Origin of the sequence: Sphingopyxis sp. LK2115 (assembly GCF_014595975.1) — a bacterium.
Classification (GTDB): Bacteria; Pseudomonadota; Alphaproteobacteria; order Sphingomonadales; family Sphingomonadaceae; genus Sphingopyxis.
This window is the reverse complement of sequence record NZ_JABWGQ010000051.1, coordinates 58,841-83,399: the sequence shown is the minus strand read 5'-3', so window position 1 is coordinate 83,399 and position 24,559 is coordinate 58,841. Positions and strand designations below refer to the sequence as shown.

The following is a 24,559-nucleotide window of genomic DNA, read 5'->3' as shown; positions in this document are numbered from 1 at the left end:
CGGCGAACCCTCACGCCACGGCGCGCCCGGCAATCGACGGGCGGCGCGCAGCCACCCCGGCCGATGCTCGGCAATTTCTTCGCGCGATCCCGTGACAGAGTTGCAATTCGCTCGCATTAGCGTTAGCGGCCCCGCGACACTCAGCGAATCCAACAGGGGGCCTTGTGAAGAAACTGCTTTTGCTTTCCGCCGCCGCTGCGGCCTTTCCGGCGTCGGCACACGCCAGCGAAGCCGAGCGCGAGGACGCGCGCACCATCCTGGTGATCGGCAAGTCGGACGGCTATGTCGCGACCAACTCGGTCACGGCGACCAAGACGGATACGCCGCTGATCGACGTGCCCCAGACGATTTCGGTGGTCACGCGCGAGCGGCTGGACGACCAGGCGTCGCGTTCGATCGCCGACGTCCTGCGCTACGTCCCCGGCACCACCATCGGTCAGGGCGAAGGCAACCGCGACCAGATCACCCTGCGCGGCCAGAACACGACCGCCGACTTCTTTATCGACGGCGTCCGCGACGACGTCCAGTATTTCCGCAGCCTTTATAACATCGAGCGGGTCGAAATACTCAAAGGCCCCTTCGCGATGATCTTTGGCCGCGGCGGCAGCGGCGGCGTCATCAATCGGGTGCAGAAAACGCCGTCATCCGATGCGCTGGCGGTCGGCGGCACGCTCAGCGCCAACAGCTTCGGTGCATGGGACGTTGCCGCGGACGTCAATGCGCCGATCGGCGGCCGCGCGGCATTCCGGATCAACGCCCATTACGAGCGCCTCGACAATCATCGCGATTTCTTCGATGGCGAACGTTATGCGATCAACCCCTATGTCGCGGTCGATCTGGGCCGGTGGAAGCTGGGCCTGTCCTACGAATATGTGAACGACGACCGCGTGACCGATCGCGGGGTGCCGTCGATCGCAACCGCCCCCGGACGGCCGAACCGCCCGATCACGGGGTATCGCGACACATTTTTCGGCGTTCCGGGCGTCAATCGCGCGGGGCTGGAGGCGCATATCGTCAAGGCACGCATCGACGGTGAACTGGCGGACGCGCTGACATGGTCGACCACGCTCCTTTATGGCGACTATGACAAATATTACACCAACGTCTTTGCCAATGGCGCCGCCACCGGCCCGACCGGCACCGTCGCTTTGTCAAGCTACACCGACCCGACCCGGCGCCAGAACTTCATCGCGCAGAGCAACCTGCTCTGGGACGTCGACGTGGGCGGGATCGAAAACCGGGTTCTTCTCGGCCTTGAATATGGCGATCAGGATTCGACCAATCAGCGCCGCAACGGCACGCTGTCGAACAGCACGCTCAACCTTGCCAACATCGTCTATCCTACGGTCAGCTTCGGTGCGCTGGTCCGCAACACCGAATCGCGCGTCCAGTTCTTCTCGGCCTATGCGCAGGACCAGATCGCATTCGGCAGGCATGTCGACCTCGTCCTTGGCGTGCGGTACGACCGGTTCGAGATCAAGGGCACCGACCTGATCGGCACGCCGCGCGCCTTCGGTCGCACCGATGAAAAGCTGTCGCCGCGGCTCGGCCTGATCCTGAAGCCACAGGAAAATGTCTCGATCTACGGCAGCTACAGCCGGTCCTTCCTCCCCCGATCGGGCGATCAGTTTCTGACGCTGGCGCCCGCGTCGGGCTCGTCGCCGGCGCAAGAGGATCTGACGCCCGAACGGATGGTCAATTACGAAATCGGCGCGAAATGGGACATCCGGCCCGATCTCAATTTCACGCTGGCGCTGTTCCGGCTCGACCGCAACAATACGGCCGTGCCGGTCGCGGGCGTGCCGGGATCGCAGTTCCTTACCGACACGCGAACCAAGGGCATCGAACTGGCGCTGACCGGCCGGATCGCGCCGAACTGGCAGGTCAGCGGCGGCTATACCTATCAGGACGCCCATCGCAAGAATGACGACAGCATTCGGCTGGGGCAGGTGCCCAAGCATCAGATCGCGCTGTGGAACCGTTATGATTTCAACGGCAATGTCGGGATGGGACTGGGCGTGGTCCATCAGTCAAGCCAGTTTGCCGCCATTCGCACCGCGCCCACGGTGACCCGGCTTCCTGCCTTCACGCGCGTCGATGCCGCGCTGTTCGTCAAGGCGAACGAGCGCGTCGAGTTCCAGGTCAATGTCGAAAATCTGCTCGACGAAAGCTATTTCTCCGACGCGCACAACCTCAACAACATCACGCCGGGGGCACCGATCAACGCCCGCTTTACGGCGCGTGTCAAATATTGACCGGGATGCGGGAAGGCGGATGGCCGTCTTCCCGCTCCGCCGCCGCAGCACGGCGCGGGCGCCCCGCGTCCGCGCTCGCCGCGCCCCGCGCTGGGGCTGACAGGTCCAAATAGCTGCCCATCACCTATCGGAACACCGCCGAACGTCAGGGCGGCGCGGGGATCGCAAAGCAACGCCTGGCCTGGCGCGCCCTGGAACCCGGCTTTCGGCCCGGCGTGCAGCGCTTGACCTGACCCACGGGGATGGACGCCGATCAGGTCCGCGATGCCAGAGCGGCCAACGCCCCTTTGCGCCTTCGTGTCCTTGTGTAAAAAATCATCGCGCCGCCCTTGGCCGAAAGTCCGCCCAGGCGCCCATGAACCCACCCCACCCCCTTGCAATTCCCCGATCCCGGCGTAAGGCGGCGCCAACATAAATCCGCGCGTGCGACTCCCGTTGGCCCCGCTCTCCCGCTTCGCCATCGGACAGTCATTCCCCGCCGCGCCAACATGGGGACTGCATCCTATGACCACCACGGGCAACGACACGCTGGGAACCCGCTCGACGCTGAACGTCGGCAACAAGGAATATGCCTATTATTCGCTCGACAAGGCCGCGGCCAAGCTGGGCGACGTCTCGCGCCTGCCGTTCAGCATGAAGGTGCTGCTCGAAAATCTGCTGCGGTTCGAGGATGGCGGATTCACCGTGTCGACCGACGATGTCCAGGCCATTGTCGACTGGCAGAAGGATCCGCGCTCGGCCCGCGAGATTCAATATCGCCCTGCCCGCGTGCTGCTTCAGGATTTCACCGGCGTCCCCTGTGTCGTCGACCTCGCCGCGATGCGCGATGCGATCGCCAGGCTGGGCGGCGACACGTCGAAGATCAACCCGCTCGTTCCCGTCCACCTCGTCATCGACCATTCGGTGATGGTCGACGAATTCGGCCACCCCAAGGCATTCGAGCAGAATGTCGAGATCGAATATTACCGCAACGGCGAACGTTATGACTTCCTGAAATGGGGGTCGAAGTCGCTGTCGAACTTCAAGGCGGTTCCTCCGGGCACCGGCATCTGCCATCAGGTCAATCTGGAACATATCGCGCAGGCGGTGTGGTCGAGCGAAGACGCATCGGGCGCGCTCGTCGCCTATCCCGATACCTGCGTCGGCACCGACAGCCACACGACGATGATCAACGGGCTCGGCGTGCTCGGCTGGGGCGTCGGCGGGATCGAGGCGGAGGCCGCCATGCTCGGCCAGCCGGTGTCGATGCTGATCCCCGAAGTCGTCGGTTTCAAGCTCACCGGCAAACTGAAGGAAGGCGTCACGGCGACCGACCTGGTGCTTACCGCGACGCAGATGCTGCGCGCGAAGGGCGTCGTCGGGCGCTTCGTCGAATATTATGGTCCGGGCCTCGCCTCGCTCAGCCTCGCCGACCGCGCGACGCTCGCCAATATGGCGCCCGAATATGGTGCGACGTGCGGCTTTTTCGGCATCGACGACAAGACGCTCGATTATATGCGCCTCACCGGCCGTTCGGACGAGAATATCGCGCTCGTCGAAGCCTATGCCAAGGCACAGGGGCTGTGGCTGTCGGCCGACATGCCCGATCCGGTGTTCACCGACACGCTGGAACTCGACATGGGCAGCGTCGTCCCCAGCCTCGCGGGACCGAAGCGTCCGCAGGACAAGGTCGTGCTCACCCAGGTCGACGATGTGTTCAACGCCGACCTCAAGAAAGTCTATGGCAAGGATGCGCCGGTGCGCGTGCCGGTCGCCGGCGCGCAACATGATATCGGCGACGGCGACGTCGTGATCGCGGCGATCACCAGCTGCACCAACACGTCGAACCCCGGCGTGATGGTCGCCGCGGGGCTGGTCGCCAAGAAAGCGAACGAGAGGGGGCTGAAGCCGAAGCCGTGGGTCAAGACGTCGCTTGCGCCGGGGAGCCAGGTCGTCACCGACTATCTGGTCAAGGCGGGGCTTCAGGACCATCTCGACGCGATCGGCTACAACCTTGTCGGCTATGGCTGCACCACCTGTATCGGCAATTCGGGCCCGCTTGCCGAGCCGATTTCGACCGCCATCAATGGCAATGACATTGTCGCCGCGTCGGTGCTGTCGGGCAACCGCAACTTCGAAGGCCGCGTGTCGCCCGACGTGCGCGCGAACTTCCTCGCCTCGCCGCCGCTCGTCGTCGCCTATGCGCTCAAGGGCACGGTGACCGAGGATTTCACCACCACCCCGATCGGGCAGGACAAGGACGGCCAGGACGTTTTCCTTGCCGACATCTGGCCGACCAACCAGGAAGTTGCCGACGCGATCGCCGGCGCGGTCGACCGCGACATGTTCCTGGCGCGCTATGCCCATGTCTATCAGGGCGACGAGCATTGGCAGAAGATCGAGGTCGAGGGCAGCGACACCTATCAGTGGCGCGCGGGTTCGACTTATGTGGCGAACCCGCCCTATTTCGAGGGGATGACGATGACCCCGGCGCCGGTGTCGGACATCGTGAACGCAAAGCCGCTGGCGATCCTCGGCGACAGCATCACCACCGATCACATCTCGCCGGCAGGCAGCATCAAGGCGGACTCGCCGGCCGGAAAATGGCTGATGGACCATCAGGTCAGCAAGGCCGACTTCAACAGCTATGGCGCCCGCCGCGGCCACCACGAGGTGATGATGCGCGGCACCTTCGCCAACATCCGCATCAGGAATGAAATGGTCCCCGGCATCGAAGGCGGCATGTCGCGCTATGGCGACGAGGTCATGCCGATCTACGACGCCGCGATGCGCCACAAGGCCGACGGCACCCCGCTCGTCGTCATCGCGGGCAAGGAATATGGCACCGGATCGTCGCGCGACTGGGCGGCAAAGGGCACGAACCTGCTCGGCGTCCGCGCCGTGATCGTCGAGAGTTTCGAGCGCATCCACCGCTCGAACCTTGTCGGCATGGGCGTGCTGCCGCTGCAATTCACCGACGGCCTGACGCGCGAGACGCTGGGCCTCACCGGCGACGACCAGTTCACCATTACCGGCATAGCGGATCTGAAACCGCGCCAGACGGTGACCGTCAACGTCACCCGTCCCGACGGTTCGACCTTCGCCTTCGACACGCTCTGCCGCATCGATACCGCGAACGAGGTCGAATATTATATGAACGGCGGCATCCTGCACTATGTGCTGCGCAAGCTCGCGGCCTGACGCCGCCACCGACTGACGCCGCAAGCGCCCGCCCCATCATCGGGGCGGGCGTTTTCATGTGGAGACGAAGCGCATGTCCGCCGTAACGATCGTCATCGAAGTCATCGGCTGGGCCGCCGCGGCGATCATCCTTGCCGCCTATGTCCTGCTTTCGCTCGGCAAGCTCGAAGCGCGCGGTTATGTCTATCAATGGATGAACGTCGTCGGCGCGGGCGGATTTATCATCAATTCGGGCTATAATGGCGCGATCCCGTCGGCGGCGCTCAACATCATATGGGCGGCGATGGGGCTGTTTACGCTGTGGACGGTATGGCGCGCAGGCCGGGGCGGGCGTTCAGCCTGACCGCTCGGTCAGGAACAGCAGCACGACCGATCGCTTGCCGCGGCCAATCGCACGCGGCTTTTCCGCACGGTCGCACGAAGCGACCAGCCCGGCCGACCGCTTTCTCGTGACGAAGCTCGCGGTCTCCTCGCCCTTCGTGCCGACCCGCGCGTCAGCGACTGGTTCGACGGATTCGCCGCGCGCGGGTCGATGCGCGCGTCGCCGCTGTCGGGCGACACGGTCGGCGGATAGCGACAGGCAAGCGGCCAGGGCCCAAGGGAGGAATGGTGGGCGCTGACGGGCTCGAACCGCCGACCCTCTCGGTGTAAACGAGATGCTCTACCAACTGAGCTAAGCGCCCCCGAAGGGAAGCGCGCCCCTGCCACAAGGCGCCGCGGCTGGCAAGCCGCGCGTTGGCGGGTCAAAGCCAGCCGATGCGTTTGAACCGCCAATAAAGCGCGGAACAGATCGCCGCCATCGCGCCGACGACCAGCGGATAACCGAAGCTCCAGCGCAGTTCGGGCATATAGTCGAAATTCATCCCGTAAATGCCGGCGATCGCGGTGGGCACGGCGAGGATGGCGGCCCACGCGGCAAGCTGGCGCGTGATCGCGCCCTGCCGTTGCTGTTCGAGCATTCCGTTGGTTTCGATCACCGACACCGCAATGTCGCGCAGCCCCGCAAGGCGATATTCGGCGCGCTGCACATGATCCCACACATCGCGAAAAAAAGGACGCACGACAGGGTCCATCGCGGGCAGTTCGTCGCCATGGGCGAGCCGCGCGGCGACTTCCTTCATCATCCCGACGAGTCGCTGGAAACGGATGATTTCGTGCCTCTGCTTGTAGAGATGGCGAATGTCCGCGGCACTGAGCGGCGTGTCCATCACGCGATCCTCGACCCCCAGCATCCGATCCTCGATCGCGTCGATCACCGGAAAATAGCCGTCGACGATGAAATCCAGCACGGCATAGAGGACATAATCGGGACCGTGCGCAAGCTTGGCGGGCAGGCTTTCGAGCCGGGCGCGCACGTCGGTGTGCGCGCGGGCCGAGCCGTGGCGAACGCTCACCAGAAAATGCGGGCCAAGGAAGAGGGCGGTTTCGCCCGCGTGGATCGCATCGCCGTCGAGCGTGGCGGTGCGCGCGACGACGAAAAGCTGGTCGCCGTAAACCTCGACCTTCGGCAGCTGGTTCGCCTTCAGCGCGTCTTCGACCGCGAGCGGATGAAGGCCGAACCGCCGTGCGATGCCTGCCAGTTCGTCAGGGGTCGGCGCGTAAAGCCCGAGCCAGAAAAAATCGCCCGGATCGCAATCTTCGGGCACCATCTCCTGCGGGCCAAGGTCGCGCACAAACTTGCCCTCGTGATAGGCACGGGCGGCCATGATCGGCATCGGCAGCGGTCCTCCTCGATCCGACCATAAGCGCTGCGGCGGCCCAGGGGAATCCCCGACGGCATGTTCCCGTCCGGCCTATTCGTCGAGCGCCTCGAAATAACGCGAAAGCGCATCATACGCCCCCTCCGCCAACGCGATGAAGATGCGGCGGCCGTCGTGCGGATCCTGTTCGCGCAGGAAAAGTCCGGCGTCGGTCATCGTCTTGATCCATCGCAGCGCGGTGGTGGCCGGCACCGCGGCGGCGATGCACAGGCTCGACACCGACACGGGCTGGCGTTCGAGCCGCGCGGCATAGAGATCGAGCAGCATGTCCCACGCCGGATCGGCGAACAGGTCGGCGGGGAAATATTGCTCGCGCATCCGCCGCTGGCGCAGCATCCGCCGCACCTGCTTGGCGCGCTGACGGTCGAGCATCCGCTCCTCGGGCACAAAACTTCGCGGCGTGGCTGCAAAATCGTGCGCGGATGGGCGGAGCCGCCCGACAAGATCGCCGACGTCGCCGCCGCGCGACGCAAAGCCCCTGGGGGCGCCGGGCAGCCCGCCCTGCTGCGCCGCAAGCTCACCCAGCATCCGCGCGATGCGCGCCACTTCTTCCTGCAACCGGTCGATGCGTTCCATCGCATCGTCGCGCGCCACGTCGTTGAATTCGGCAAAGCGCGTGCGCCGCGCGGCCGCGAGCGCCACCAGCTTGTCGGCCGGGTCGGCGTCGACGAGCAGCTGCGTATCGATCGCAACCGGGATCGCCGCCGCCACCCGGTCCAGCGCGGCCAGGCTGGTTTCGCAGACGATCGTGCAGCCGCGTCGCACGATCGCCGCACAGATTTCGGCGAAGGTCGCGGATTCGATCGTTTCAGCCGCCGCGAGCCAGACGATGTCGAGCATCGCGACATGGCGGATATGGGCCGCGGCGCGCGACGGCGCGAGCGTGGCGACAAGGCGCACATCGGCGCGCGGCGCCTGTTCGAACCAGTCGCCCGGCGGCCCGACAAGCAGCATCGGCGATGCGATGCCGCGCGGGATCGTCCCGCCCGTCATCGCCGCCGGAAACGCCTCACCACAAGCGGCCCCCTCGTCCGACGGGTCGAACCAAGGCTGCACTCCATGATCCATCATGACGTCACCCCCTGTATCGCTACTCCACCCTGACGTGATCCTGCCGTCATATTGGTGGGATTCGCATTTTGTTCGATCCTGTTCGCCGCCAAACCGGACCAAAGCGCGGATCGGGCCGGACAGCGCGAACATCGTCTGGCCGGATAGCTCCATTTTGGACATGTTTTGTTCTCATCGTCAACCGCTTATTAGGGCTTGCCATGGCGCCGCGCCGCGATCAGTCGGGACGATGATGATACGGCGCCTCTCTCCACTCGCCCGACGGGCCCGGCGCAAGCGGCTGCGCGCGGCGGGGGCGGCGCTGCTGCTGGCCGGGCTGGCGTTCGCCACCTGGTTCGCGCGACCGCTGCCCGCCCAATCGGTGCCGCTGGTGCAGGTGATCGACGGCGACAGCCTGATCGTTTGGCACGACGGGGCGCGTGTGACGATCCGGCTGACGGGGATCGACGCGGTCGAATATCGACAGCTTTGCACGCGCGCCGACGTCCGCTGGCCGTGCGGGCGCGAAGCGCGGCAAGCGCTTGAACGGCTTGCGGGCCGCGGGCCGCTGCATTGCGCGCTGACGACCAGGGACCGCTATGGCCGCACGCTCGCGAGCTGCCGGACCGCCCCCCTGCCGGACGGCGTCGACCTGGGCGCCGAAATGGTCCGCCAGGGCTGGGCGGTGGCCAGCGACGCCGACTATCGCGACGAAGAGGCGGGTGCCGAAGCCGCGCGGCGCGGCATCTGGCAGGGCGACTTTGCCGCGCACGCCGACTGGCGCGCCGCGCATGCGCGGCCCGCGACCGCCAGCGACGGCCTGATTCGACGCCTCGAACGTGGAATTAATGGGGTCTGACCCTGGCAATGCCGCCTTTGACTCGCCGTCGATTCGGGCTAGGGCCAGCGCCATGAACAGCCTGTTTCCCGTCATGATCGGCGGCGCGATCGGCGCCGGCGCCCGCCATCTGGTTGGCCAGGCGATGCTGGCGCGGCTTGGCCCCGGCTTTCCCTGGTGGACGCTGTCGGTCAATATCGTCGGCAGCCTCGCGATGGGGCTGCTGATTGGCCTGCTTGCGCGCAGCGGTGCGGGCGGCGAGACGGCGCGGCTGTTCGTCGGGGTCGGCATATTGGGCGGGTTCACCACCTTTTCATCGTTCAGCATGGAGTTCTGGCTGCTTTTCGAGCGCGGTCAGACCGGGCAGGCGGCCTTTTACGTGCTGGCTTCGGTCATCGGAGCGCTGCTCGCCTGCGGCGCGGGCATCATCGCCGTTCGGCAGCTTTCGACATGAGCGCGCGCGAAGCCAGCCTCGACAGCGCGGTCATCGGCGAAGAGGACGACGGCATCCGGCTCGACCGCTGGTTCAAGCGCCATCGGCCGGGAACGCCGCACGCGCTGCTCGCGCGCTGGGCGCGATCGGGGCAACTGACGCTCGACGGCAGGAAGGCCGATGTGTCGGACCGGATCGCCGCCGGGCAAAGGCTCGTGATGCCGGTGCCGCCCGTCGAGGCCGAGGCCCGTCCGGCGCGCAAGGGTCGCCCGTTGACCGACGCCGACATCGCGCTTGCCGAATCGATGCTGATTCACCGCGATGCGAGCGCCATTGTGCTCAACAAGCTGCCCGGCCTCGCGACGCAGGGAGGCACAAAGACCGAACATCATGTCGACGGACTGCTCGACGCGCTCAAATATGACGCGCCGATGCGCCCCAAGCTCGTCCACCGGCTCGACAAGGACACGTCGGGCGCGCTGCTGATCGCGCGCAGCCCACGCGCCGCGGCCTGGTTCGCGAAGAGCTTTTCGAATCGCAGCGCAAAGAAAACCTATTGGGCGATCGTCGTCGGCGTGCCCGACATCGCGCAGGGCGAAATCAACCTGCCGCTCGCCAAGCAGCCGGGATCGGGCGGCGAGAAGATGCACGTCCACGACAGCGGCCTGGCCTCGAAAACGCGCTACCGGGTCATCGACCGCGCGGGCAATCGCGCCGCCTGGGTCGAATTGCAGCCGCTGACCGGACGCACCCACCAGCTGCGCGTCCATATGGCGGCGATCGGCCATCCGATCGTCGGCGACGGCAAATATGGCGGCAAGGGCGCTTTCCTGACCGGGACGATCAGCCGCAAGCTGCACCTGCACAGCCGCCGCCTGCGCATCGACCATCCCGACGGCGGCGCGATGGACGTGAGCGCCGAGGTGCCCGAACATTTCGCCGCGAGCCTCGACGCGCTGGGTTTCGACCCGCTGCTCGGCGAGGTCGCGATCGACGATCTTGCCAAGGGACCGCCGCCCAAGGCCGCCGCGAAAGCCGCGGCGAAGGCCCATGCCAAGCAGATCCGCAAGGCGCGGCGCGGCGAACGGCGCGGGCGCACCGCGACGAGCAAGCCGACCGACCATATCGGCAAGCCGAAATCCAAGGCCAAGGCGAAAACGACGGCAAAGACAGGCAAGTCCGCCGCGAAAAAGCCGTCGCCGCGCTCCAAGCGGCCGCGCGCGCGCAGTTGATGCGCCACCCCGGCGGCGATAGGAGGGGCGCATGACCCCGAATGACGATGCGCTCGCCAGGAAACGCTTTTTCGCGATCACGATCATGCGCCTGATGGGCGTCGCCTTCATCGCGATCGGTTTCATCCTCATCAGCGGCGGCTTTTCGCTCGCGGGACAGCCGACCGACCGTTGGATCGGCGCAGCGATCGTGCTGATCGGCGCGTTCGATTTCGCGGTGATGCCGCTGCTGCTGGCGCGCCGCTGGCGGTCGCCCAAAGGCTCGTGAAACGCTTCTGGAAAGAGGTTGCCGTCGTTGCGAACGATGGCGGCTGGGGCATCGCGCTCGACGCGCGACCGGTGCGCACCCCGCAGCGCGCGCCGCTCGCGGTGCCGAGCACCGCGCTCGCCGACGCGATCGCCGACGAGTGGCGCGCGGTGGGCGAGAAGGTGAACCCCGCCGCAATGCCGATGACCGGGCTGACCAACGCCGCGATCGACCTGGCGACACCCGATGTCGCGGCCTTTGCGGCGCCCGTCGCGGCCTATGCGACGAGCGACCTTCTTTGTTACCGCGACGCGCGCGATGCGGCGTTGCAGGCCGAACAGGCGGCCGCGTGGAACCCGCTGCTGACGTGGGCCGAGAATCGCTATGCCGTCGAATTCGCGCTGACGCAGGGCGTCCTGCCGATCGACCAGCCCGCCGCAACCGTCGCGACGTTGCAGGATGCCGTGCTGGCGCAGGACGCCTGGCGGATCACCGCGCTGACCCCGCTGGTGACGATCGGCGGCTCGCTTGTCGCGGGTCTTGCGCTCATCGAAAACGCGTTCGACGCCGACGCCCTGTGGCGGGCGGTCAGCCTTGACGAGCTGTATCAGGAACGCCGCTGGGGTGCCGACGAGGAGGCGCAAAGGGCGCGCGCGGCAAAACAGCGCGACTGGGACAATGCGGCGCGGTTTTTGGAGTTGCTCGCTTAAAAAGCGTCGTCCCCGCGATGGTCACTCCACGAAGTTCGGCCTGCGTTTCTGCATATGCGCCATCACCGCCTCGATCTGGTTCGGGGTGCGGATGACCTTCACCTGCTCGTCGCTTTCGGCCTGCAATATCTCGGCATCGCTTGCATGGCCCAGCATGTTGCACAGCCGCTTGGCACCGCGGATCGCATGAGGGTTCTTGTCGGCAATGACTGCGGCCAGTTCCATCGCCCGGGCGCGCGGATCATCCGACACATGCGTCGCAAAGCCGAGCAGCTTCGCCTCCGACCCGGTGAATTCGCGGTTGGTGTATATCAGCTCGCGCAGCACATCGTCGGCGACCTGCGTGCGCCACAGCGCCATGCCCGCAACGTCGGGGACGAGTCCCCAGCGCATCTCCATGATCGCGATGCGCGTGTCGGGGTGGACGATGCGGATGTCGGCCGCGGCCATGATCTGGCTGCCCGCACCGAAGGCGACGCCATGCACCGCGGCGATCACCGGCACCGGCAGCTCGCGCCAGCCCCACGCGGCATATTGGGCGTTGTTGGCGATGCCCCGCGTGCGGTCGGACAGGTTGCCGCCCGCGCTGCTCGTGCCGGGGTCGCGATCGCCGCCAAGGCTCGACAGGTCGAGCCCGGCGCAAAAGGCGCGGCCTTCGCCCGACAGGACGACGACGCGCAGGCCCGCCGTGGCCTTGAGCTGGTCGATCGCTTGCGCCAGCGCTTCCCACATCGCCGAGTCGAGCGCATTCATCTTGTCGGCGCGGATCAGCCGGACGTCGGCGATGCCGCCTTCCTGCATGGTGATCGAAATCCGGTCTTTCACGGGAGCGTCCTCTTCAACATTTCAGGGCGGCTTCGACAAGCGGAAGCTGGTCGTTGCCGAAATACATATCGTCCCGGTCGACGAAGATCGTCGGCGAACCATAGCCGCCGCGCGCGACGAGTTCATCGGTATTCGCGCGCAGCCGCGCCTTCACCGCATCGCTGCCCGACGCCGCCGCGATCGCCGCGCCGTCCAGCCCCTCGGCATCGGCCACCGCCGCGAGCACCGCGGGGTCATCGAGATTTTCCTGCCGGTCGAAATAGCTGGCAAAGGCACTGCGCGCGAACCGCACGAGCGCGGCCTGATCCGCCTCGAGCGCGCAGCAGAAGCGCATCGCGGCGACGCTCTTCGCCGGATGCCACTGCGACGGAAAGTTCATCGGCACCCCGGCCAGCCGCGCCCAGTCCTTCAGCACCTTCCAGCTATGCCGGAGCCGCCGGTTGTCGGCCTGTTCGCGCGCCGCATAGACCGCCGGATTGACCGCGTTGAACACCCCGCCGACCAGGATCGGGCGATATACCGCGCGCGCGCCGGTCCGTTCGAGGACGCCGGGCAGATTGTGGAACGCAAGGCAGGTCCAGGGCGAGGAGAGGTCGAAGAAGAACTCGACGCGCGCGCCGGTCATCGGATCAAGCCTCCGCCCCGGCCTTTTCCTTCTCCCAATATCGGTCGCGCAGCAGGCGCTTGTAGAGCTTGCCAGTGTCGTGACGCGGCAAGGATTCGAGGAAGTCGATGCGGCGCGGAATCTTCACCCCCGACAATTTTTCGCGCGCATAGGCGATCAGTTCGTCGCGCAGCACGTCGCCTGCCTCGGCCATGTCGGCGGGCTGGACGACGGCGATCACCTCTTCGCCCATTTCCTCGTGCGGGCCGCCGACCACGGCGACGTCGGCGACCTTGGGATGGGTGACGAGATGATTCTCGATTTCCTGCGGATAGATGTTCACGCCGCCCGAAATGATCATGAAGCTCTTGCGGTCGGTGAGGTAAAGGAATCCCTCCTCGTCGAGCCGCCCGACGTCACCGAGCGTCGACCAGCCCTTTGAATTGCGGCTCGACGCGGTTTTTTCGTCGTCGCCATGATATTCAAAGACATTGTCGCTCTCGAAAAAGACCGTGCCTTCCTCGTTCGGGCCAAGCTCGGTTTCATTGTCCTCGCCCACGATATGCACCGTGCCGAGGATCGGGCGCCCGACGCTGCCCTTGTGCGTCAGCCAGTCGGCGCTGGAAATGAAGGTCATGCCATTGCCTTCGGACCCCGCATAATATTCATACAGGATCGGGCCCCACCAGTCGATCATCGCCTGTTTGACCGGCACCGGGCACGGCGCCGCGGCGTGGATCGCGACCTTCAATGACGATATGTCGTAACCGCGACGCACCTCTTCCGGCAGCTTCAGCATCCGCACGAAATGCGTCGGCACCCACTGGCTGCTGTTGACGCGATATTTTTCGATATGCGCCAGCGCCGCTTCGGGATCGAATTTCTTCATCAGGACGACGGTGCCGCCAAGCCGGTGGATCGTCATCGACCAGCGCAAGGGCGCGGCATGATAGAGCGGCGCGGGCGAAAGATAGATGCTGTCCGCGTTGATCTGGAACACCGCCGAGGCCAGCATGACGAGGCTGTTCACGGCGTCGATGGCGGGATCTTCGGGCAACGGCACGCGCACGCCCTTGGGCCGCCCGGTGGTGCCCGACGAATAGAGCATGTCGACCCCTGCGCGCTCGTCCGCCACCCGCGTCGCGGGCATTGCGGCGACGGCGTCCTCCCAGCTTTCATAACCGGGGATATCGCCGCCCATCGCGAAGCGCTTGACGTTCGTCGTCAGCCGCTGCGCGGCGTCCGCGAGACTGGCCGAAACGACCAGCATCCGCGCGCCCGAATTGTCCAGGATATAGTCGGTTTCGTCCTGCGTCAGCCGCGACGAGATGCAGACATAACGCAGCCCTGCGCGCTGCGCGCCCCAGGTCAGGCCATAATAATGCGGCGTGTTGTCGAGCATGAAGGCGACGACATCTTCGTGCCCCAGCCCGTGCGCGCGGAACAGTTGCGCGGCGCGGTTCGACGCGGCGTCGAGGTCGCCATAGCTGATCGCCTCGCCCGTCTCCGCGACGATGATCGCGGCCTTTTCGGGGTTGTTACGTGCGTGGACTGAGGGGTGCATCGGGCATCGTCTCCGGGAATCGTTCGTTTCTTTATGTCGAAGATGAGTAGCAAGCTGAAACTTTTGGTCAAGCAAGCTGCGACGCGTGACAGGTTGCGATTCGCCGACGCGTCTCGATCGCAGCGCGGATGCGGCCGCTCTTCCGCCCAGGCGCGTGAAGATCGGCGGCATTGCACCGCGTTTCGGCTGTGCTAACCCTTGGGCCATGACCAGTATCGAGATGCTTGACGGCGACTTCGCGACCCTGCCCGACCTTGTCCGCGCCCATGCCGCGGAACGCCCCGATGCCGTAGCGGCGGCCGATGACGAGCGGCGGCTCAGCTGGTCCGAACTGGATCGATTGACCGACCGAATCGCTGCGCGGCTGCAACGGGACGGCTTCGTCAAAGGGGATCGCACCGCGATTGCGGGCCTGAACAGCGTCGAGCAGATGGCGATCATCCTCGGCACGCTGCGCGCGGGCGGAGTCGCGGGGCTGATCACCAACAGCGCGACGGGCGAACAGATGGCGGCGATGATCGCCGACACCGGGGCGCGCCACCTGTTCCTCGACGCCGCTGCAAAGGCGGGCCTTAAAGGGCAGGACATCGCGGCAAGCGAACTGATCGCGATGGACGGCAGCGACGCAGGTATGCCGCTGGCCGACTGGAGCGCACCCGCAACCGCCGCGCCGCACCCCGTCGCAATCGGCCCCGACGACGGGTTCAATATCATCTATTCGTCGGGCACGACGGGCACGCCCAAGGGCATTATCCACAGCCATGCGATGCGCTGGCAGCATATCCAGCGCGGCGCCCCCGCCTATGGCCCGAACGCGGTGACGATCCTGTCGACCCCGCTCTATTCCAACACGACGATGGCGAGCTTCATGCCGACGGTCGGGTCGGGCGGGCGGGTCGTGCTGATGAAAAAGTTTGACGCGCGCGCTTTCCTTGAACTCGCGCAGCGCGAACGCGCGACCAACTGTATGCTCGTGCCGGTGCAATATCGCCGCATCATGGCGCTCGACGATTTCGACCGCTTCGACCTGTCGAGCTTTGTGATGAAATACTGCACCTCCGCGCCCTTCCCCGCCGCGCTCAAGGCCGATGTGCTGAAACGCTGGCCGGGCGGCCTCGTCGAAATCTATGGCATGACCGAAGGCGGCGCCGCCTTCATCCTCGAAGCGCATCAATTCCCCGACAAGCTGCACACCGTCGGCAAACCCGCGCCCGGCCATATCGCCAAGGTGATCGACGAGGACGGCAACGAACTGCCGCCTGGGTCGGTGGGCGAGATCGTCGGCCGCAGTCCCGCGATGATGACCGGATACAACAACCGCCCCGACGCGACGAAGGCGATGCACTGGTACGACAGCGAGGGATATCTATTCTATCGCCACGGCGACATCGGCCGCATCGACGAGGACGGCTTCCTGACGCTGATGGACCGCGCGAAGGACATGATCATTTCGGGCGGATTCAACATCTTTCCAAGCGACCTTGAGGCGATCCTGCTCGCCGACGAGCGCGTCGTCGAGGCGGCGGTGGTCGGGATGCCGAGCGAGGAATGGGGCGAAACCCCGGTCGCCTTCGTCGTGCTGAAACCGGGCGCCGATGCCGAAAGCGTGCGCGAGACGTGCAACGCCAAGGTCGGCAAGACGCAGCGGCTGAGCGCGATCAGGCAAGTCGACGAACTGCCGCGCAGTCCCATCGGCAAGGTGCTCAAACGCGAACTGCGCGACGCGCATAGCAGGTAGGCGTTCGCGAAGATGTTCGGTGTTGCGGCCGGTTTCGAACCGAAGCGGCCATAACCGAAAAGAAAGCGCCTCCCCTTCACAGGAGGCGCTTAATGGCGCGACGGCACTTCCCCACGCCAAAGCCGCTGGTGCATCACTTCTCGGCGCACATCAACGCCAGCGCCAGCCACCCTCGGTTCGGGCGCGATAGAGCGGCATGGGCGCCACCCCGGCAAGAATGACGGCAAGGGTCAGCGCGACGGGCTGCGCGCGCAGCAACAGCGCGACGCCGGTGATGAGCGCGATATGCGCCGCCAGCATCGCCCAGCCCTGCCACGCGATCGGCAGGCCGGTGCCGTAACCGCGCCGCTTCGCGCGAAACCAGGGGCGGTTGTCCAGAAACAGGTGCAGCATGTCGAAACTCCTTTTGTGATTGCGGGGCAATCGCCGGATCAGTCCTGCGCATCGGCCTTCGGCGGACGGCCGCGGCGCGGCGGCGCGGGCGGTTTCACCGGCACACCGCGGCGCGCGAGCGCTTCGCGCAGCAGCACCTCGATCTCGGCATTGGCGCTGCGCAGATCGGCCGCCGCCATCCGCTCGACCGCAGCATAGAGCGCGGGATCGAGGCGAAGGGCAAAGGCTTTTTTGGCAGAACCGGGCATTACAAAGAAACCTCACTTCCCGTTCTCATCAAGCGACATCGAGATGCCGGGCGGTCGCGTGCCCATGATGGGTGCCTCGACTTCGCGCGACGCGAACGGGATTCTTGCGTCAGTAAAGCGTGCCGGCGTTGACGACCGGCTGCGTGTCGCGTTCGCCGCACAGCACGACCATCAGGTTCGACACCATCGCCGCCTTGCGCTCGTCGTCGAGGTCGACGACCTTTTTGTCCGACAGGTGCTGGAGCGCCATTTCAACCATCGTCACGGCGCCCTCGACCAGCTTCTTGCGCGCGGCGATCACCGCCTCGGCCTGCTGGCGGCGGAGCATCGCCCCCGCGATCTCGGGCGCATAGGCAAGGTGGGTAAGGCCGCATTCGTCGACCGTGATGCCCGCGACGGTGAGCCGCTCAATCAGCGCCTTGCGCAGTTCGGCGCCGACCTCTTCATGGTTGCCGCGCAGCGTGACCTCCTGATGCTCGATGTCGTCATAGGGGTAGCGCGAGCCGATCGAGCGCACCGCAGCCTCGATCTGCGCCATCACAAACTCCTTGTAATCGTCGACGTCGAACAGCGCCTGCGCGGTGTCGGTGACGCGCCACACGACCTGCGCCGCCATTTCGATCGGGTTGCCGCGCAGGTCGTTGACCTTGATCTTGTCCGAAATGACATTGTTCGCGCGCACCGCGATCTTCTTGCGCGTCAGCCAGGGCAGCACCCAGCGCAGCCCCTCCTGCCGGTCGGTTCCCTTATATGCACCGAACAGCTGGATCGCCGCGGCTTCATTGGGGTTGATGAGATAAAAGCCGCAAAGGATGAGCGTGCCGATCACCCCCGCGGCGGCCGCGAGGATCCATTTCCACGCGCTCATCACATCGGCATTGGCATTGGTGATCGCCGCCCAGGCGGCGACGCCCAGCAGCACCAGCCAGATGAACAGCATCAGATAGCCGCTTTGCGTATTGGCGCGCGTTTCGCGACTGCGATTCAGCGCCGGTGCCCCACTCTCGACCATATAACCCTCCGATTCGATATAATGATGATATCATATTTATATCGAAACACGCGCCGGTCAAGCCGATTCGGCGGCAGCGTGGCGATCCGGTCCGGCGCGGCGGGAACTTTGGCCCTTGCCGCTTGTCGGCGAAGCCGCTTAACTGGTTTCCATGCGCAACCTGTCCCTGCCCCTCGCCCTCGCCGCCGTGCTCGCTGCCGCCGCGCCCGCCCACGCCAAACCCGCCGATCCCGCAGCCGCCAAGCAGATATTGAAGGACAGCATCGCGATCCCGACGGTGAAGGGTCGTGGCAAGGTGCCCGAACTGGCGGCCTATTATGCCGGGGCGCTGAAGGCCGCGGGCTATGCCGACGCCGACATCGACATCACACCGATGGGCGAGACGGCGACGCTGGCCGTCACGCTGCGCGGCACGAGCGACAAGAAGCCGATCCTGCTGCTCGGCCATATGGACGTCGTCGAGGCGGACCCCAGGGACTGGACGCGCGACCCCTTCGTGGCGGTCGAGGAGGATGGTTATATTTTCGGGCGCGGGTCGGAGGACAACAAGTTCGACATTGCGATGATGGTTGCGACGATGGCGCAGCTGAAGCGGGAGGGGTTCCGCCCGACGCGGTCGATCATCCTGCTGCTCAGCGGCGACGAAGAGACGGAGATGGCGACGACGCGCGCGCTCGCCGCCAAGTATAGCGACGCCGAACTCGCGCTCAACGGCGACGGCGGCGGCGGGTTGATCGGCGAGGACGGCAAGCCGCAATATTACAGCCTGCAAGCCGGCGAAAAGACTTATGCCGACTTCACGCTGGAGGTCACGAATGCCGGCGGGCACAGCTCGCGCCCGTCGGACGTCAACGCGATCGTGCAACTCGCCAATGCGCTCGCCAGGATCGGCACCTATCGCTTCGCACCGCAGATCAACGAGCTTACGCGCGTTGGCCTGCCGATCGTTGCCGACCAGATCGGCGGCGAGGTCGGCGCGGCGCTGAAAGCCTTTGCCGCCGATCCCGCCGATGCGAAGGCGATCGCGGCGATCCGCGCCGATCCCGAATATGTGGGGCAGATCGGCACCACCTGCGTGCCGACGCTGGTGAAGGGCGGCCATGCCGAAAATGCGCTGCCACAGCGCGCGACGGCGAACATCAACTGCCGCATCTTTCCCGGCGTCGCGGTCGAGGCGGTGCGCGCAGAGCTGGAGCGCGTCATCGCCGACCCGGCGGTCAAGGTGCTGCCCGACCCCGACGCGAGCGCGAGCGACGCCTCGCCGCTACGCCCCGACGTGATGGCCGCGGTGAGGAAAGCCGTCCATGCGCGCGCGCCGGGCCTGCCGATCATCCCGTCGATGAGCGCGGGCGCCACCGACAGCTATCATTTCCGCATGAACGGCGTGCCGAGCTATGGCGTCGCGGGGCTGTTCTCCAAGGCGAGCGACAGCTTTGCGCACGGCCTCAACGAACGTGTGCCCGTCGCCGCCATCGCTCCGGCGCTCGCGCATTGGGACAGCCTGCTGCGCGACCTGTCGAAGTGAGGGATCAGCCCGCGGCAAGGCGGCGGGCGGTGTCCTGGACGAGCGCGATCATGTTGGGCACGCCCTGCGTGCGGTTCGACGAAAGCTGGCGCTGGAGGTCGAAGGGCGCGAGCGCGGCGGCGATGTCCATTCCGGCGACCTCGCTGGCGGGCCGGTCCTGCACCGCGGCGAGGACAAGCGCGACGATGCCCTTGGTGATCGCGGCATTGCTGTCGGCAAGGAAATGCAGACGGCCATCGTCCTGCGGCACCGGATAAACCCAGACGCTCGCGCTGCATCCGCGCACCAGCGTCGCGTCGGTCTTGAGCGCGTCGGGCATCGGTTCCAGCTCGCGGCCAAGCTCGATCAGCAGGCGATAGCGATCGTCGCCATCAAGGAAATCATATTCGTCGAAAATGTCAGAGAGGCTGCGCATGGGCGCGGGCAGTGGCAGATTTGGGGGACGGTGTGAAGGGATTTACCCTTTCGCCTCGCCCCATCGTCATGCTGAACTTGTTTCAGCATCCATGGCCGTCCCTCTTGTCTTGCGCGGCGCTCAAGGCAACGTCAGGCCGTGGACGCTGAAACAGCGAGGCCATCGCCGCAGCCGGGGTGACAAAGAAATGGCCCGGCGGCGCGTTACAGATCCACCCCCGCCGCGATCGCTTCCAGCTTGCGCAGCCGTTCCTTGAGGTCGGCGATTTCGATCCGCGATCCGGCGTGCGGCACGGTGGGATCGTGCGCCAGCGGGGCGTGGCCCGCGGCGAGTTCCTCGCGCTTCAGCTGGATCCAGTCGCGCCAGCCGCGCAGCGCGACCAGGCTGACGATGGTAAGCCCGGCGAGGGCGATGGCCGCGGTGGTGAGGTCGGGAGTGATGAAAGCCATGAGCGTTGCTCCTTTACCGGCGTTCAGATCTTGCTGCTGTCGCGCAGCTTTTCGATTTCCTCGTCGAGCGCGACGGCGCGATTATTGTCGGTGGCGATGCGTTCGAGCACCTGGATGCGCTCCTTGAGGGCGCGTATCTCGGCCTGCAACGCCTTGGTTTCGGCGTCATTGGCGACATAGTCGTTGCCGTGGCGGTCGCGGCGGATGCCGTGCTTGGCGCGGATGATGCTGCCGATCGTCACGATGAGGACGATGCCGACGACCATTTCAAACGGGCCCATGGGGAGGTTCCTTTCCAGTCTCGCTTATTGTTATCAGTTGAGCGGGGCGTCGCGCAGCTTTTCGATCTCGTCGGCGACGTCGACGCCCTTGTCGGTCACGATCCGTTCGAGCACGCGCACGCGCGCTTCGAGCCGTTCCGTGTGCGCGGCATATTGCGCCGCCTTTTCCGCGGTTTCGCTGCTCATCGCCTCAAACGCGCGTTCCTTGAACTTGAGGTGGCGTTCATAGGCGGCGTAGCCGATGCCGAGCGTGACCGGCAGCCCGACGACAATGAACAGGATGAGGATCGTTTCCATCTGCCTGTCTCCTCAGTTCGCCGGGCGCCGCAGCGCCTCGATCTCGGCCGCGACGCGGTGACTTTCGTCGGTGACGATGCGCTCGACGACCGCGAGGCGATCCTTCACCGAACCGAGTTCGGCGCGCAGCTGGGCATTTTCCTGGCTGATGAGCTTGATGCGCTCCATCGCTTCGTCGCTGGTGCGCGGATAGACGGCCTTGCCCCAGCTGTTTTCAAGCGGATAGCCATTCTTGACGCGCAGCCAGGTGGTGTAGACCCAGCCCGCCACCCCGGCCAGGCCGACGATCGCGGCGACGGGAGCAAAGGCGTTCACAATGTCCAGATTCATCTGTTATCCCCTCAGCGCAGGCTGTCGATCTGGTCGGCAAGCTGCGCCGCTTTGCCGCCATCTTCGGTCGCGATCCGTTCGAGCACCGCGATCCGTTCCTCCAGTCGGCTGACCTGACTGGCAAGCTTGGCATTGTCGTCGGTCAAGAGCCTGATTTTTCGATCAGCGTCGGCGTCGGTTCGATGAACCGTGCCGCCCCATTCATTTTCGACCGGATAGCCGTGCTTGGCGCGGATCCAGGTGGTGAACATCCAGCCGCCGATCGATAATGCGATAATGGCGAGGACGAAACCGGTACCACCGATGTTCATCTGTATTCTCCCTGTTGCATGCCAGCCCGTCCGCTCTGCGCCGCAAATTAACGAAGGGCGTCAATCTCGTCGGCGAGGCGGCGATTATGGCTGGTGTAGTAAAGTTCGATGTCGGCGAGCCGACGGTCGATGTCGCGAAAGCGCGACTTGATGTCGCGAGTGGACGCCGCGGGATTGCTGCGCACCCCCTGCCAGAACTTGGCTTCTTCCTGCGAGCCATAGAGCGCGAAGGGTTTGGGCGTGCCCATCCAGGCGACCATCCAGTAAGCGATCAGCGTCCAGGGAAAACCGCCCATCAAGGTGAGCAGCACCGCTCCGACGCGGACCCAGAGCACGTCGATCCCGCTATAGTCCGCGATCCCCGCGCATACGCCGCTCCATTTGGCGTTCTGCTTGTCGAGATAGAATTTGGTGCGGCTGGCAGACATCTCAGTTCCTCCGGTTTATGTTTTCGAGCTGCGCCAGCTCTTCATCGCTGCGAACCGCGGGGCGGAAGTCGGGATGGTCGGCGCTGATGATGCGTTCGACGGTATGTAGACGATTCTCGAGCCGTCTGGCCGTATCGTAAAGTTCGTCGAGCAGCTGTTCGTCTTCTCCGGTAAGCGTCTTGGCCTGTTTCCACTTGGTGATATAGTGGAGGATCAGCCAGGGCAGACCGAGGAAGAGCGTTCCGATGACGATCGGGACGATGATGACTTCTTCCATCGGTCCGGCTCCTTATTTCTTGCCCTGCGCAGCCTTCAGCGCGGCGAGTTCGGCGGCGACCTTGTCGGCGGCCTGAAGTTCGGCAATCTCTTCGTCGAGCGACTTTTTGTAGCCGAGACCCAGCGCGTCGGCCCGCCCTTCGGCTTCGTCGACGCGGCGTTCGAGGATTTCAAAGCGCGAGAAAGCATCCTCGACCCGGTCGCCGTTGGTCATTTCGCGAAGGCGATAGCGGTTTTCGGCGCTTTCGAGGCGGTTGACGATGCTCGACTGGCGCGCGCGCGCTTCGGAGAGCTTTTTCTGCAGCTTGGCGATGTCGGCCTCATAGCCGGTCAGCGCGTCGTCAAGGACGGCGATCTCGGCTTTCAGGCGTTCGGCCATGTCTGCGGCCTTCTGCTTTTCGACAAGCGCGGCGGTGGCGAGGTCTTCGCGGTCCTTCGACAGCGCAAGTTCAGCCTTTTCCTTCCAGCTGTCCTGCAGGCTTTCGAGCTTGGCGATGTGGCGGCGCATCTCCTTCTGGTCCGCGATGGTGCGGGCGGCGGAGGCGCGGACTTCGACAAGCGTTTCGTTCATTTCGAAGATGATCTGGCGGATCATCTTTTCGGGGTCTTCGGCCCGGTCGAGCAGGTCGGTGACGTTGGCGGCGATGATGTCGCGGGTTCGTGAAAAAATACCCATTGGAAACTCCTGTCGAAAACTTGAGACCTGATTGTCTGGTTCAAAAAAATGCTGGTGCCGGGGCGGGGCAAGGGGGGAGAGTGCCCCGGCACCAGTGCCGGTCAGGCCATGGGGCCGACCGCCGGGGTCGAAGCAGCACCCACCAGGCCGACGACGGGGACGCTGGCGGCGGCGGTGGCAGGATAGTCGACCGCACCGACGAGGATGGCCAGTGCACCCACCGCGCTGAACGCGAAAGTAGCGGCCTGGGCAATCTTCGTTTTCATCGTATCAACCTTCCTGTTTTGCTGCACCGGAGCCTTGTGCGCCGGTTCACCGAAATTAATGCAGGAGGCGTGCCAATTGCCGATAACCCCGGAAAACTGCGCAATTTCATTCGCGATTCACGTTCGCATTCGATTAAGCTTGCCAATCAGCGGGAAAATTTGCCAATGATTGGGAATGGAGCGCGAAACGCAGTTCATCGGCCAGTCGGCAGCCTTTCAGGACGCGGTCGATCGCGCGAGCCAGGCGGCGCTGCTCGACCGCCCGGTGCTGGTGATCGGCGAGCGCGGGACGGGCAAGGAACTGATCGCCGAGCGGCTGCACCGCCTGTCGACGCGCTGGGATCGCCCCTATGTCATCATGAACTGCGCCGCGATGCCCGAAACGCTGATCGAGAGCGAGCTGTTCGGACATGAAGCGGGCGCCTTCACCGGCGCGACGCGCAGCCGCGCTGGGCGGTTCGAGGAAGCCGACGGCGGCACGCTCTTTCTGGACGAGCTGGCAACGATGTCGATGGGGGCACAGGAGCGCCTGCTGCGCGCAGTCGAATATGGCGAGGTCACGCGCGTCGGATCGTCGCGCCCCATCCGCGTCGACGTGCGCATCGTCGCGGCGACCAACGAACATCTTCCCGCGCTGGTCGAAGACAACCGGTTCCGCGCCGACCTGCTCGACCGGTTATCGTTCGAGGTCATCACCCTGCCCCCGCTGCGCGCGCGCGAGGGCGATATCGAAGTGCTCGCGACCTATTTCGGGCAGCGCATGGCGGCGGTCGTCGGCTGGGACGAATGGCCGGGATTCGGCCCGCGCGCGCTCGCGGCGATGGAAGGATATGACTGGCCGGGCAATGTCCGCGAACTCAGGAATGTCATCGAGCGCGCCGTCTATCGCTGGGGCGACCCGACGAAACCGATCGACGCGCTGAGCTTTGATCCTTTTGCGAGCCCCTGGCAACCCGCGTCACGGTCGACGAAGGCCGAACCGGCCAGCGCCGCCGCTCCCGCCGCCGCGTCCGCCGCCGCGCCGCCGCCGGGCCAGGTCAGCGACCTGCGCGCCGCGGTCGACAGCTATGAAAAGACGATCCTGGCCGACACGATGGCGCGATGCCGCTATAACCAGAAGGTCGCGGCCGAGGCGCTCGGCCTCAGCTATGACCAGATTCGCCATGCGCTGAAAAAGCATGGGCTGAATCAATGAACCCCGTGATGATTTGACCAG

At 65.4% G+C, this 24,559-nt stretch carries 29 protein-coding genes and 1 tRNA gene; 11 read left to right on the top strand and 19 right to left on the bottom strand.

Annotation, left to right across the window (positions count from 1 at the left end):
* Positions 1–164: 164 nt before the first annotated feature.
* The 3 genes from HUW43_RS12025 to HUW43_RS12015 all read left to right on the top strand — a co-directional run bounded on the left by HUW43_RS12025 (position 165) and on the right by HUW43_RS12015 (position 5,778).
* Positions 165–2,255, top strand: coding sequence for a TonB-dependent siderophore receptor (locus HUW43_RS12025; protein WP_317450864.1), 2,091 nt, complete (start codon positions 165–167; stop codon positions 2,253–2,255).
* Between the two features lie 504 nt (positions 2,256–2,759).
* Positions 2,760–5,435 carry an aconitate hydratase AcnA gene (acnA, locus tag HUW43_RS12020; protein ID WP_188237640.1) on the top strand — a complete coding sequence of 892 codons (2,676 nt, stop codon included), beginning with the start codon at positions 2,760–2,762 and terminating at the stop codon, positions 5,433–5,435.
* A 73-nt stretch (positions 5,436–5,508) separates the two neighbouring features.
* Positions 5,509–5,778, top strand: a complete 270-nt coding sequence (locus HUW43_RS12015; RefSeq protein ID WP_188237639.1) for a CBU_0592 family membrane protein — start codon at positions 5,509–5,511, stop codon at positions 5,776–5,778.
* A 264-nt stretch (positions 5,779–6,042) separates the two neighbouring features.
* Here the strand turns inward: HUW43_RS12015 and HUW43_RS12010 are convergent.
* The 3 genes from HUW43_RS12010 to HUW43_RS12000 form a co-directional block, all read right to left on the bottom strand.
* Positions 6,043–6,118: transfer RNA gene (locus HUW43_RS12010), tRNA-Val, on the bottom strand.
* A 60-nt stretch (positions 6,119–6,178) separates the two neighbouring features.
* A complete protein-coding gene (locus tag HUW43_RS12005) occupies positions 6,179–7,150 on the bottom strand; it encodes a magnesium and cobalt transport protein CorA (protein ID WP_188237638.1) in 972 nt (323 codons plus the stop codon).
* 78 nt (positions 7,151–7,228) lie between these two features.
* Positions 7,229–8,266 carry a winged helix DNA-binding protein gene (locus HUW43_RS12000; protein WP_188237637.1) on the bottom strand — a complete coding sequence of 346 codons (1,038 nt, stop codon included), beginning with the start codon at positions 8,264–8,266 and terminating at the stop codon, positions 7,229–7,231.
* Positions 8,267–8,495: 229 nt separating this feature from the next.
* Here HUW43_RS12000 and HUW43_RS11995 point away from each other — a divergent pair, with 229 nt between their 5' ends.
* The 5 genes from HUW43_RS11995 to HUW43_RS11975 are packed head-to-tail and all read left to right on the top strand — an operon-like array spanning position 8,496 to position 11,705.
* Entirely contained in the window at positions 8,496–9,104 is a 609-nt protein-coding gene (locus HUW43_RS11995) for a thermonuclease family protein (RefSeq protein ID WP_223181496.1), read from the top strand.
* 52 nt (positions 9,105–9,156) lie between these two features.
* The gene (gene crcB / locus HUW43_RS11990) at positions 9,157–9,537 is read left to right on the top strand and encodes a fluoride efflux transporter CrcB (RefSeq protein WP_188237636.1); all 381 of its coding nucleotides are present in this window, start codon (positions 9,157–9,159) and stop codon (positions 9,535–9,537) included.
* Complete coding sequence (locus tag HUW43_RS11985) at positions 9,534–10,748, top strand: RluA family pseudouridine synthase (protein WP_188237635.1); 1,215 nt, start codon at positions 9,534–9,536, stop codon at positions 10,746–10,748. The genes crcB and HUW43_RS11985 overlap by 4 nt, the downstream gene beginning before the upstream one ends.
* Before the next feature lie 31 nt (positions 10,749–10,779).
* On the top strand, positions 10,780–11,016 hold the full coding sequence (locus tag HUW43_RS11980; protein WP_188237634.1) for a hypothetical protein: 237 nt from the start codon (positions 10,780–10,782) through the stop codon (positions 11,014–11,016).
* On the top strand, positions 11,013–11,705 hold the full coding sequence (locus tag HUW43_RS11975) for an ATP12 family chaperone protein (RefSeq protein WP_188237633.1): 693 nt from the start codon (positions 11,013–11,015) through the stop codon (positions 11,703–11,705). Before HUW43_RS11980 ends, HUW43_RS11975 begins: the two co-directional genes overlap by 4 nt.
* A 21-nt stretch (positions 11,706–11,726) precedes the next feature.
* Here the strand turns inward: HUW43_RS11975 and HUW43_RS11970 are convergent, their stop codons facing one another.
* From HUW43_RS11970 to HUW43_RS11960, 3 genes are read right to left on the bottom strand one after another with little or no spacing between them, the layout of a single operon-like run.
* Positions 11,727–12,530, bottom strand: a complete 804-nt coding sequence (locus tag HUW43_RS11970) for a crotonase/enoyl-CoA hydratase family protein (protein ID WP_188237632.1) — start codon at positions 12,528–12,530, stop codon at positions 11,727–11,729.
* Positions 12,531–12,543: 13 nt separating this feature from the next.
* On the bottom strand, positions 12,544–13,155 hold the full coding sequence (locus HUW43_RS11965; protein ID WP_188237631.1) for a 2-hydroxychromene-2-carboxylate isomerase: 612 nt from the start codon (positions 13,153–13,155) through the stop codon (positions 12,544–12,546).
* A gap of 4 nt (positions 13,156–13,159) precedes the next feature.
* On the bottom strand, positions 13,160–14,698 hold the full coding sequence (locus HUW43_RS11960; protein WP_188237630.1) for an acyl-CoA synthetase: 1,539 nt from the start codon (positions 14,696–14,698) through the stop codon (positions 13,160–13,162).
* Positions 14,699–14,903: 205 nt separating this feature from the next.
* Here HUW43_RS11960 and HUW43_RS11955 point away from each other — a divergent pair, with 205 nt between their 5' ends.
* Complete coding sequence (locus tag HUW43_RS11955) at positions 14,904–16,436, top strand: class I adenylate-forming enzyme family protein (RefSeq protein ID WP_188237629.1); 1,533 nt, start codon at positions 14,904–14,906, stop codon at positions 16,434–16,436.
* Positions 16,437–16,586: 150 nt separating this feature from the next.
* On the opposite strand, the gene HUW43_RS11950 is transcribed toward HUW43_RS11955, so the two are convergent.
* The 3 genes from HUW43_RS11950 to HUW43_RS11940 form a co-directional block, all read right to left on the bottom strand.
* A complete protein-coding gene (locus HUW43_RS11950; RefSeq protein ID WP_188237628.1) occupies positions 16,587–16,829 on the bottom strand; it encodes a hypothetical protein in 243 nt (80 codons plus the stop codon).
* A gap of 38 nt (positions 16,830–16,867) precedes the next feature.
* Positions 16,868–17,077, bottom strand: a complete 210-nt coding sequence (locus HUW43_RS11945; protein ID WP_188237627.1) for a toxin-antitoxin system HicB family antitoxin — start codon at positions 17,075–17,077, stop codon at positions 16,868–16,870.
* A 109-nt stretch (positions 17,078–17,186) separates the two neighbouring features.
* The gene (locus tag HUW43_RS11940) at positions 17,187–18,089 is read right to left on the bottom strand and encodes an SPFH domain-containing protein (protein WP_188237626.1); all 903 of its coding nucleotides are present in this window, start codon (positions 18,087–18,089) and stop codon (positions 17,187–17,189) included.
* A 151-nt stretch (positions 18,090–18,240) separates the two neighbouring features.
* Here HUW43_RS11940 and HUW43_RS11935 point away from each other — a divergent pair, with 151 nt between their 5' ends.
* On the top strand, positions 18,241–19,614 hold the full coding sequence (locus HUW43_RS11935) for a M20/M25/M40 family metallo-hydrolase (RefSeq protein ID WP_188237625.1): 1,374 nt from the start codon (positions 18,241–18,243) through the stop codon (positions 19,612–19,614).
* Between the two features lie 4 nt (positions 19,615–19,618).
* On the opposite strand, the gene HUW43_RS11930 is transcribed toward HUW43_RS11935, so the two are convergent.
* The 10 genes from HUW43_RS11930 to HUW43_RS11885 all read right to left on the bottom strand — a co-directional run bounded on the left by HUW43_RS11930 (position 19,619) and on the right by HUW43_RS11885 (position 23,343).
* Positions 19,619–20,029 carry a SufE family protein gene (locus HUW43_RS11930; RefSeq protein ID WP_188237624.1) on the bottom strand — a complete coding sequence of 137 codons (411 nt, stop codon included), beginning with the start codon at positions 20,027–20,029 and terminating at the stop codon, positions 19,619–19,621.
* Between the two features lie 203 nt (positions 20,030–20,232).
* Positions 20,233–20,478, bottom strand: a complete 246-nt coding sequence (locus HUW43_RS11925; RefSeq protein ID WP_120220472.1) for a hypothetical protein — start codon at positions 20,476–20,478, stop codon at positions 20,233–20,235.
* Between the two features lie 23 nt (positions 20,479–20,501).
* Entirely contained in the window at positions 20,502–20,759 is a 258-nt protein-coding gene (locus tag HUW43_RS11920) for a hypothetical protein (protein ID WP_188237623.1), read from the bottom strand.
* Positions 20,760–20,792: 33 nt separating this feature from the next.
* Entirely contained in the window at positions 20,793–21,056 is a 264-nt protein-coding gene (locus tag HUW43_RS11915) for a hypothetical protein (protein ID WP_188237622.1), read from the bottom strand.
* A gap of 12 nt (positions 21,057–21,068) precedes the next feature.
* A complete protein-coding gene (locus HUW43_RS11910) occupies positions 21,069–21,386 on the bottom strand; it encodes a hypothetical protein (RefSeq protein ID WP_188237621.1) in 318 nt (105 codons plus the stop codon).
* An 11-nt stretch (positions 21,387–21,397) separates the two neighbouring features.
* On the bottom strand, positions 21,398–21,697 hold the full coding sequence (locus HUW43_RS11905) for a hypothetical protein (protein WP_188237620.1): 300 nt from the start codon (positions 21,695–21,697) through the stop codon (positions 21,398–21,400).
* Positions 21,698–21,744: 47 nt separating this feature from the next.
* Positions 21,745–22,125 carry an envelope stress response membrane protein PspC gene (gene pspC, locus HUW43_RS11900; protein ID WP_188237619.1) on the bottom strand — a complete coding sequence of 127 codons (381 nt, stop codon included), beginning with the start codon at positions 22,123–22,125 and terminating at the stop codon, positions 21,745–21,747.
* Between the two features lies 1 nt (position 22,126).
* Positions 22,127–22,402 carry an envelope stress response membrane protein PspB gene (gene pspB, locus HUW43_RS11895; RefSeq protein ID WP_011540524.1) on the bottom strand — a complete coding sequence of 92 codons (276 nt, stop codon included), beginning with the start codon at positions 22,400–22,402 and terminating at the stop codon, positions 22,127–22,129.
* Between the two features lie 12 nt (positions 22,403–22,414).
* Positions 22,415–23,077 (bottom strand): phage shock protein PspA, encoded by a 663-nt coding sequence (gene pspA, locus HUW43_RS11890; RefSeq protein ID WP_188237618.1) that lies wholly within the window; start codon positions 23,075–23,077, stop codon positions 22,415–22,417.
* 101 nt (positions 23,078–23,178) lie between these two features.
* Positions 23,179–23,343 (bottom strand): hypothetical protein, encoded by a 165-nt coding sequence (locus HUW43_RS11885; protein WP_188237617.1) that lies wholly within the window; start codon positions 23,341–23,343, stop codon positions 23,179–23,181.
* A 175-nt stretch (positions 23,344–23,518) separates the two neighbouring features.
* Here HUW43_RS11885 and pspF point away from each other — a divergent pair, with 175 nt between their 5' ends.
* Positions 23,519–24,538 (top strand): phage shock protein operon transcriptional activator, encoded by a 1,020-nt coding sequence (gene pspF, locus HUW43_RS11880; RefSeq protein WP_188237616.1) that lies wholly within the window; start codon positions 23,519–23,521, stop codon positions 24,536–24,538.
* Positions 24,539–24,559: the final 21 nt, after the last annotated feature.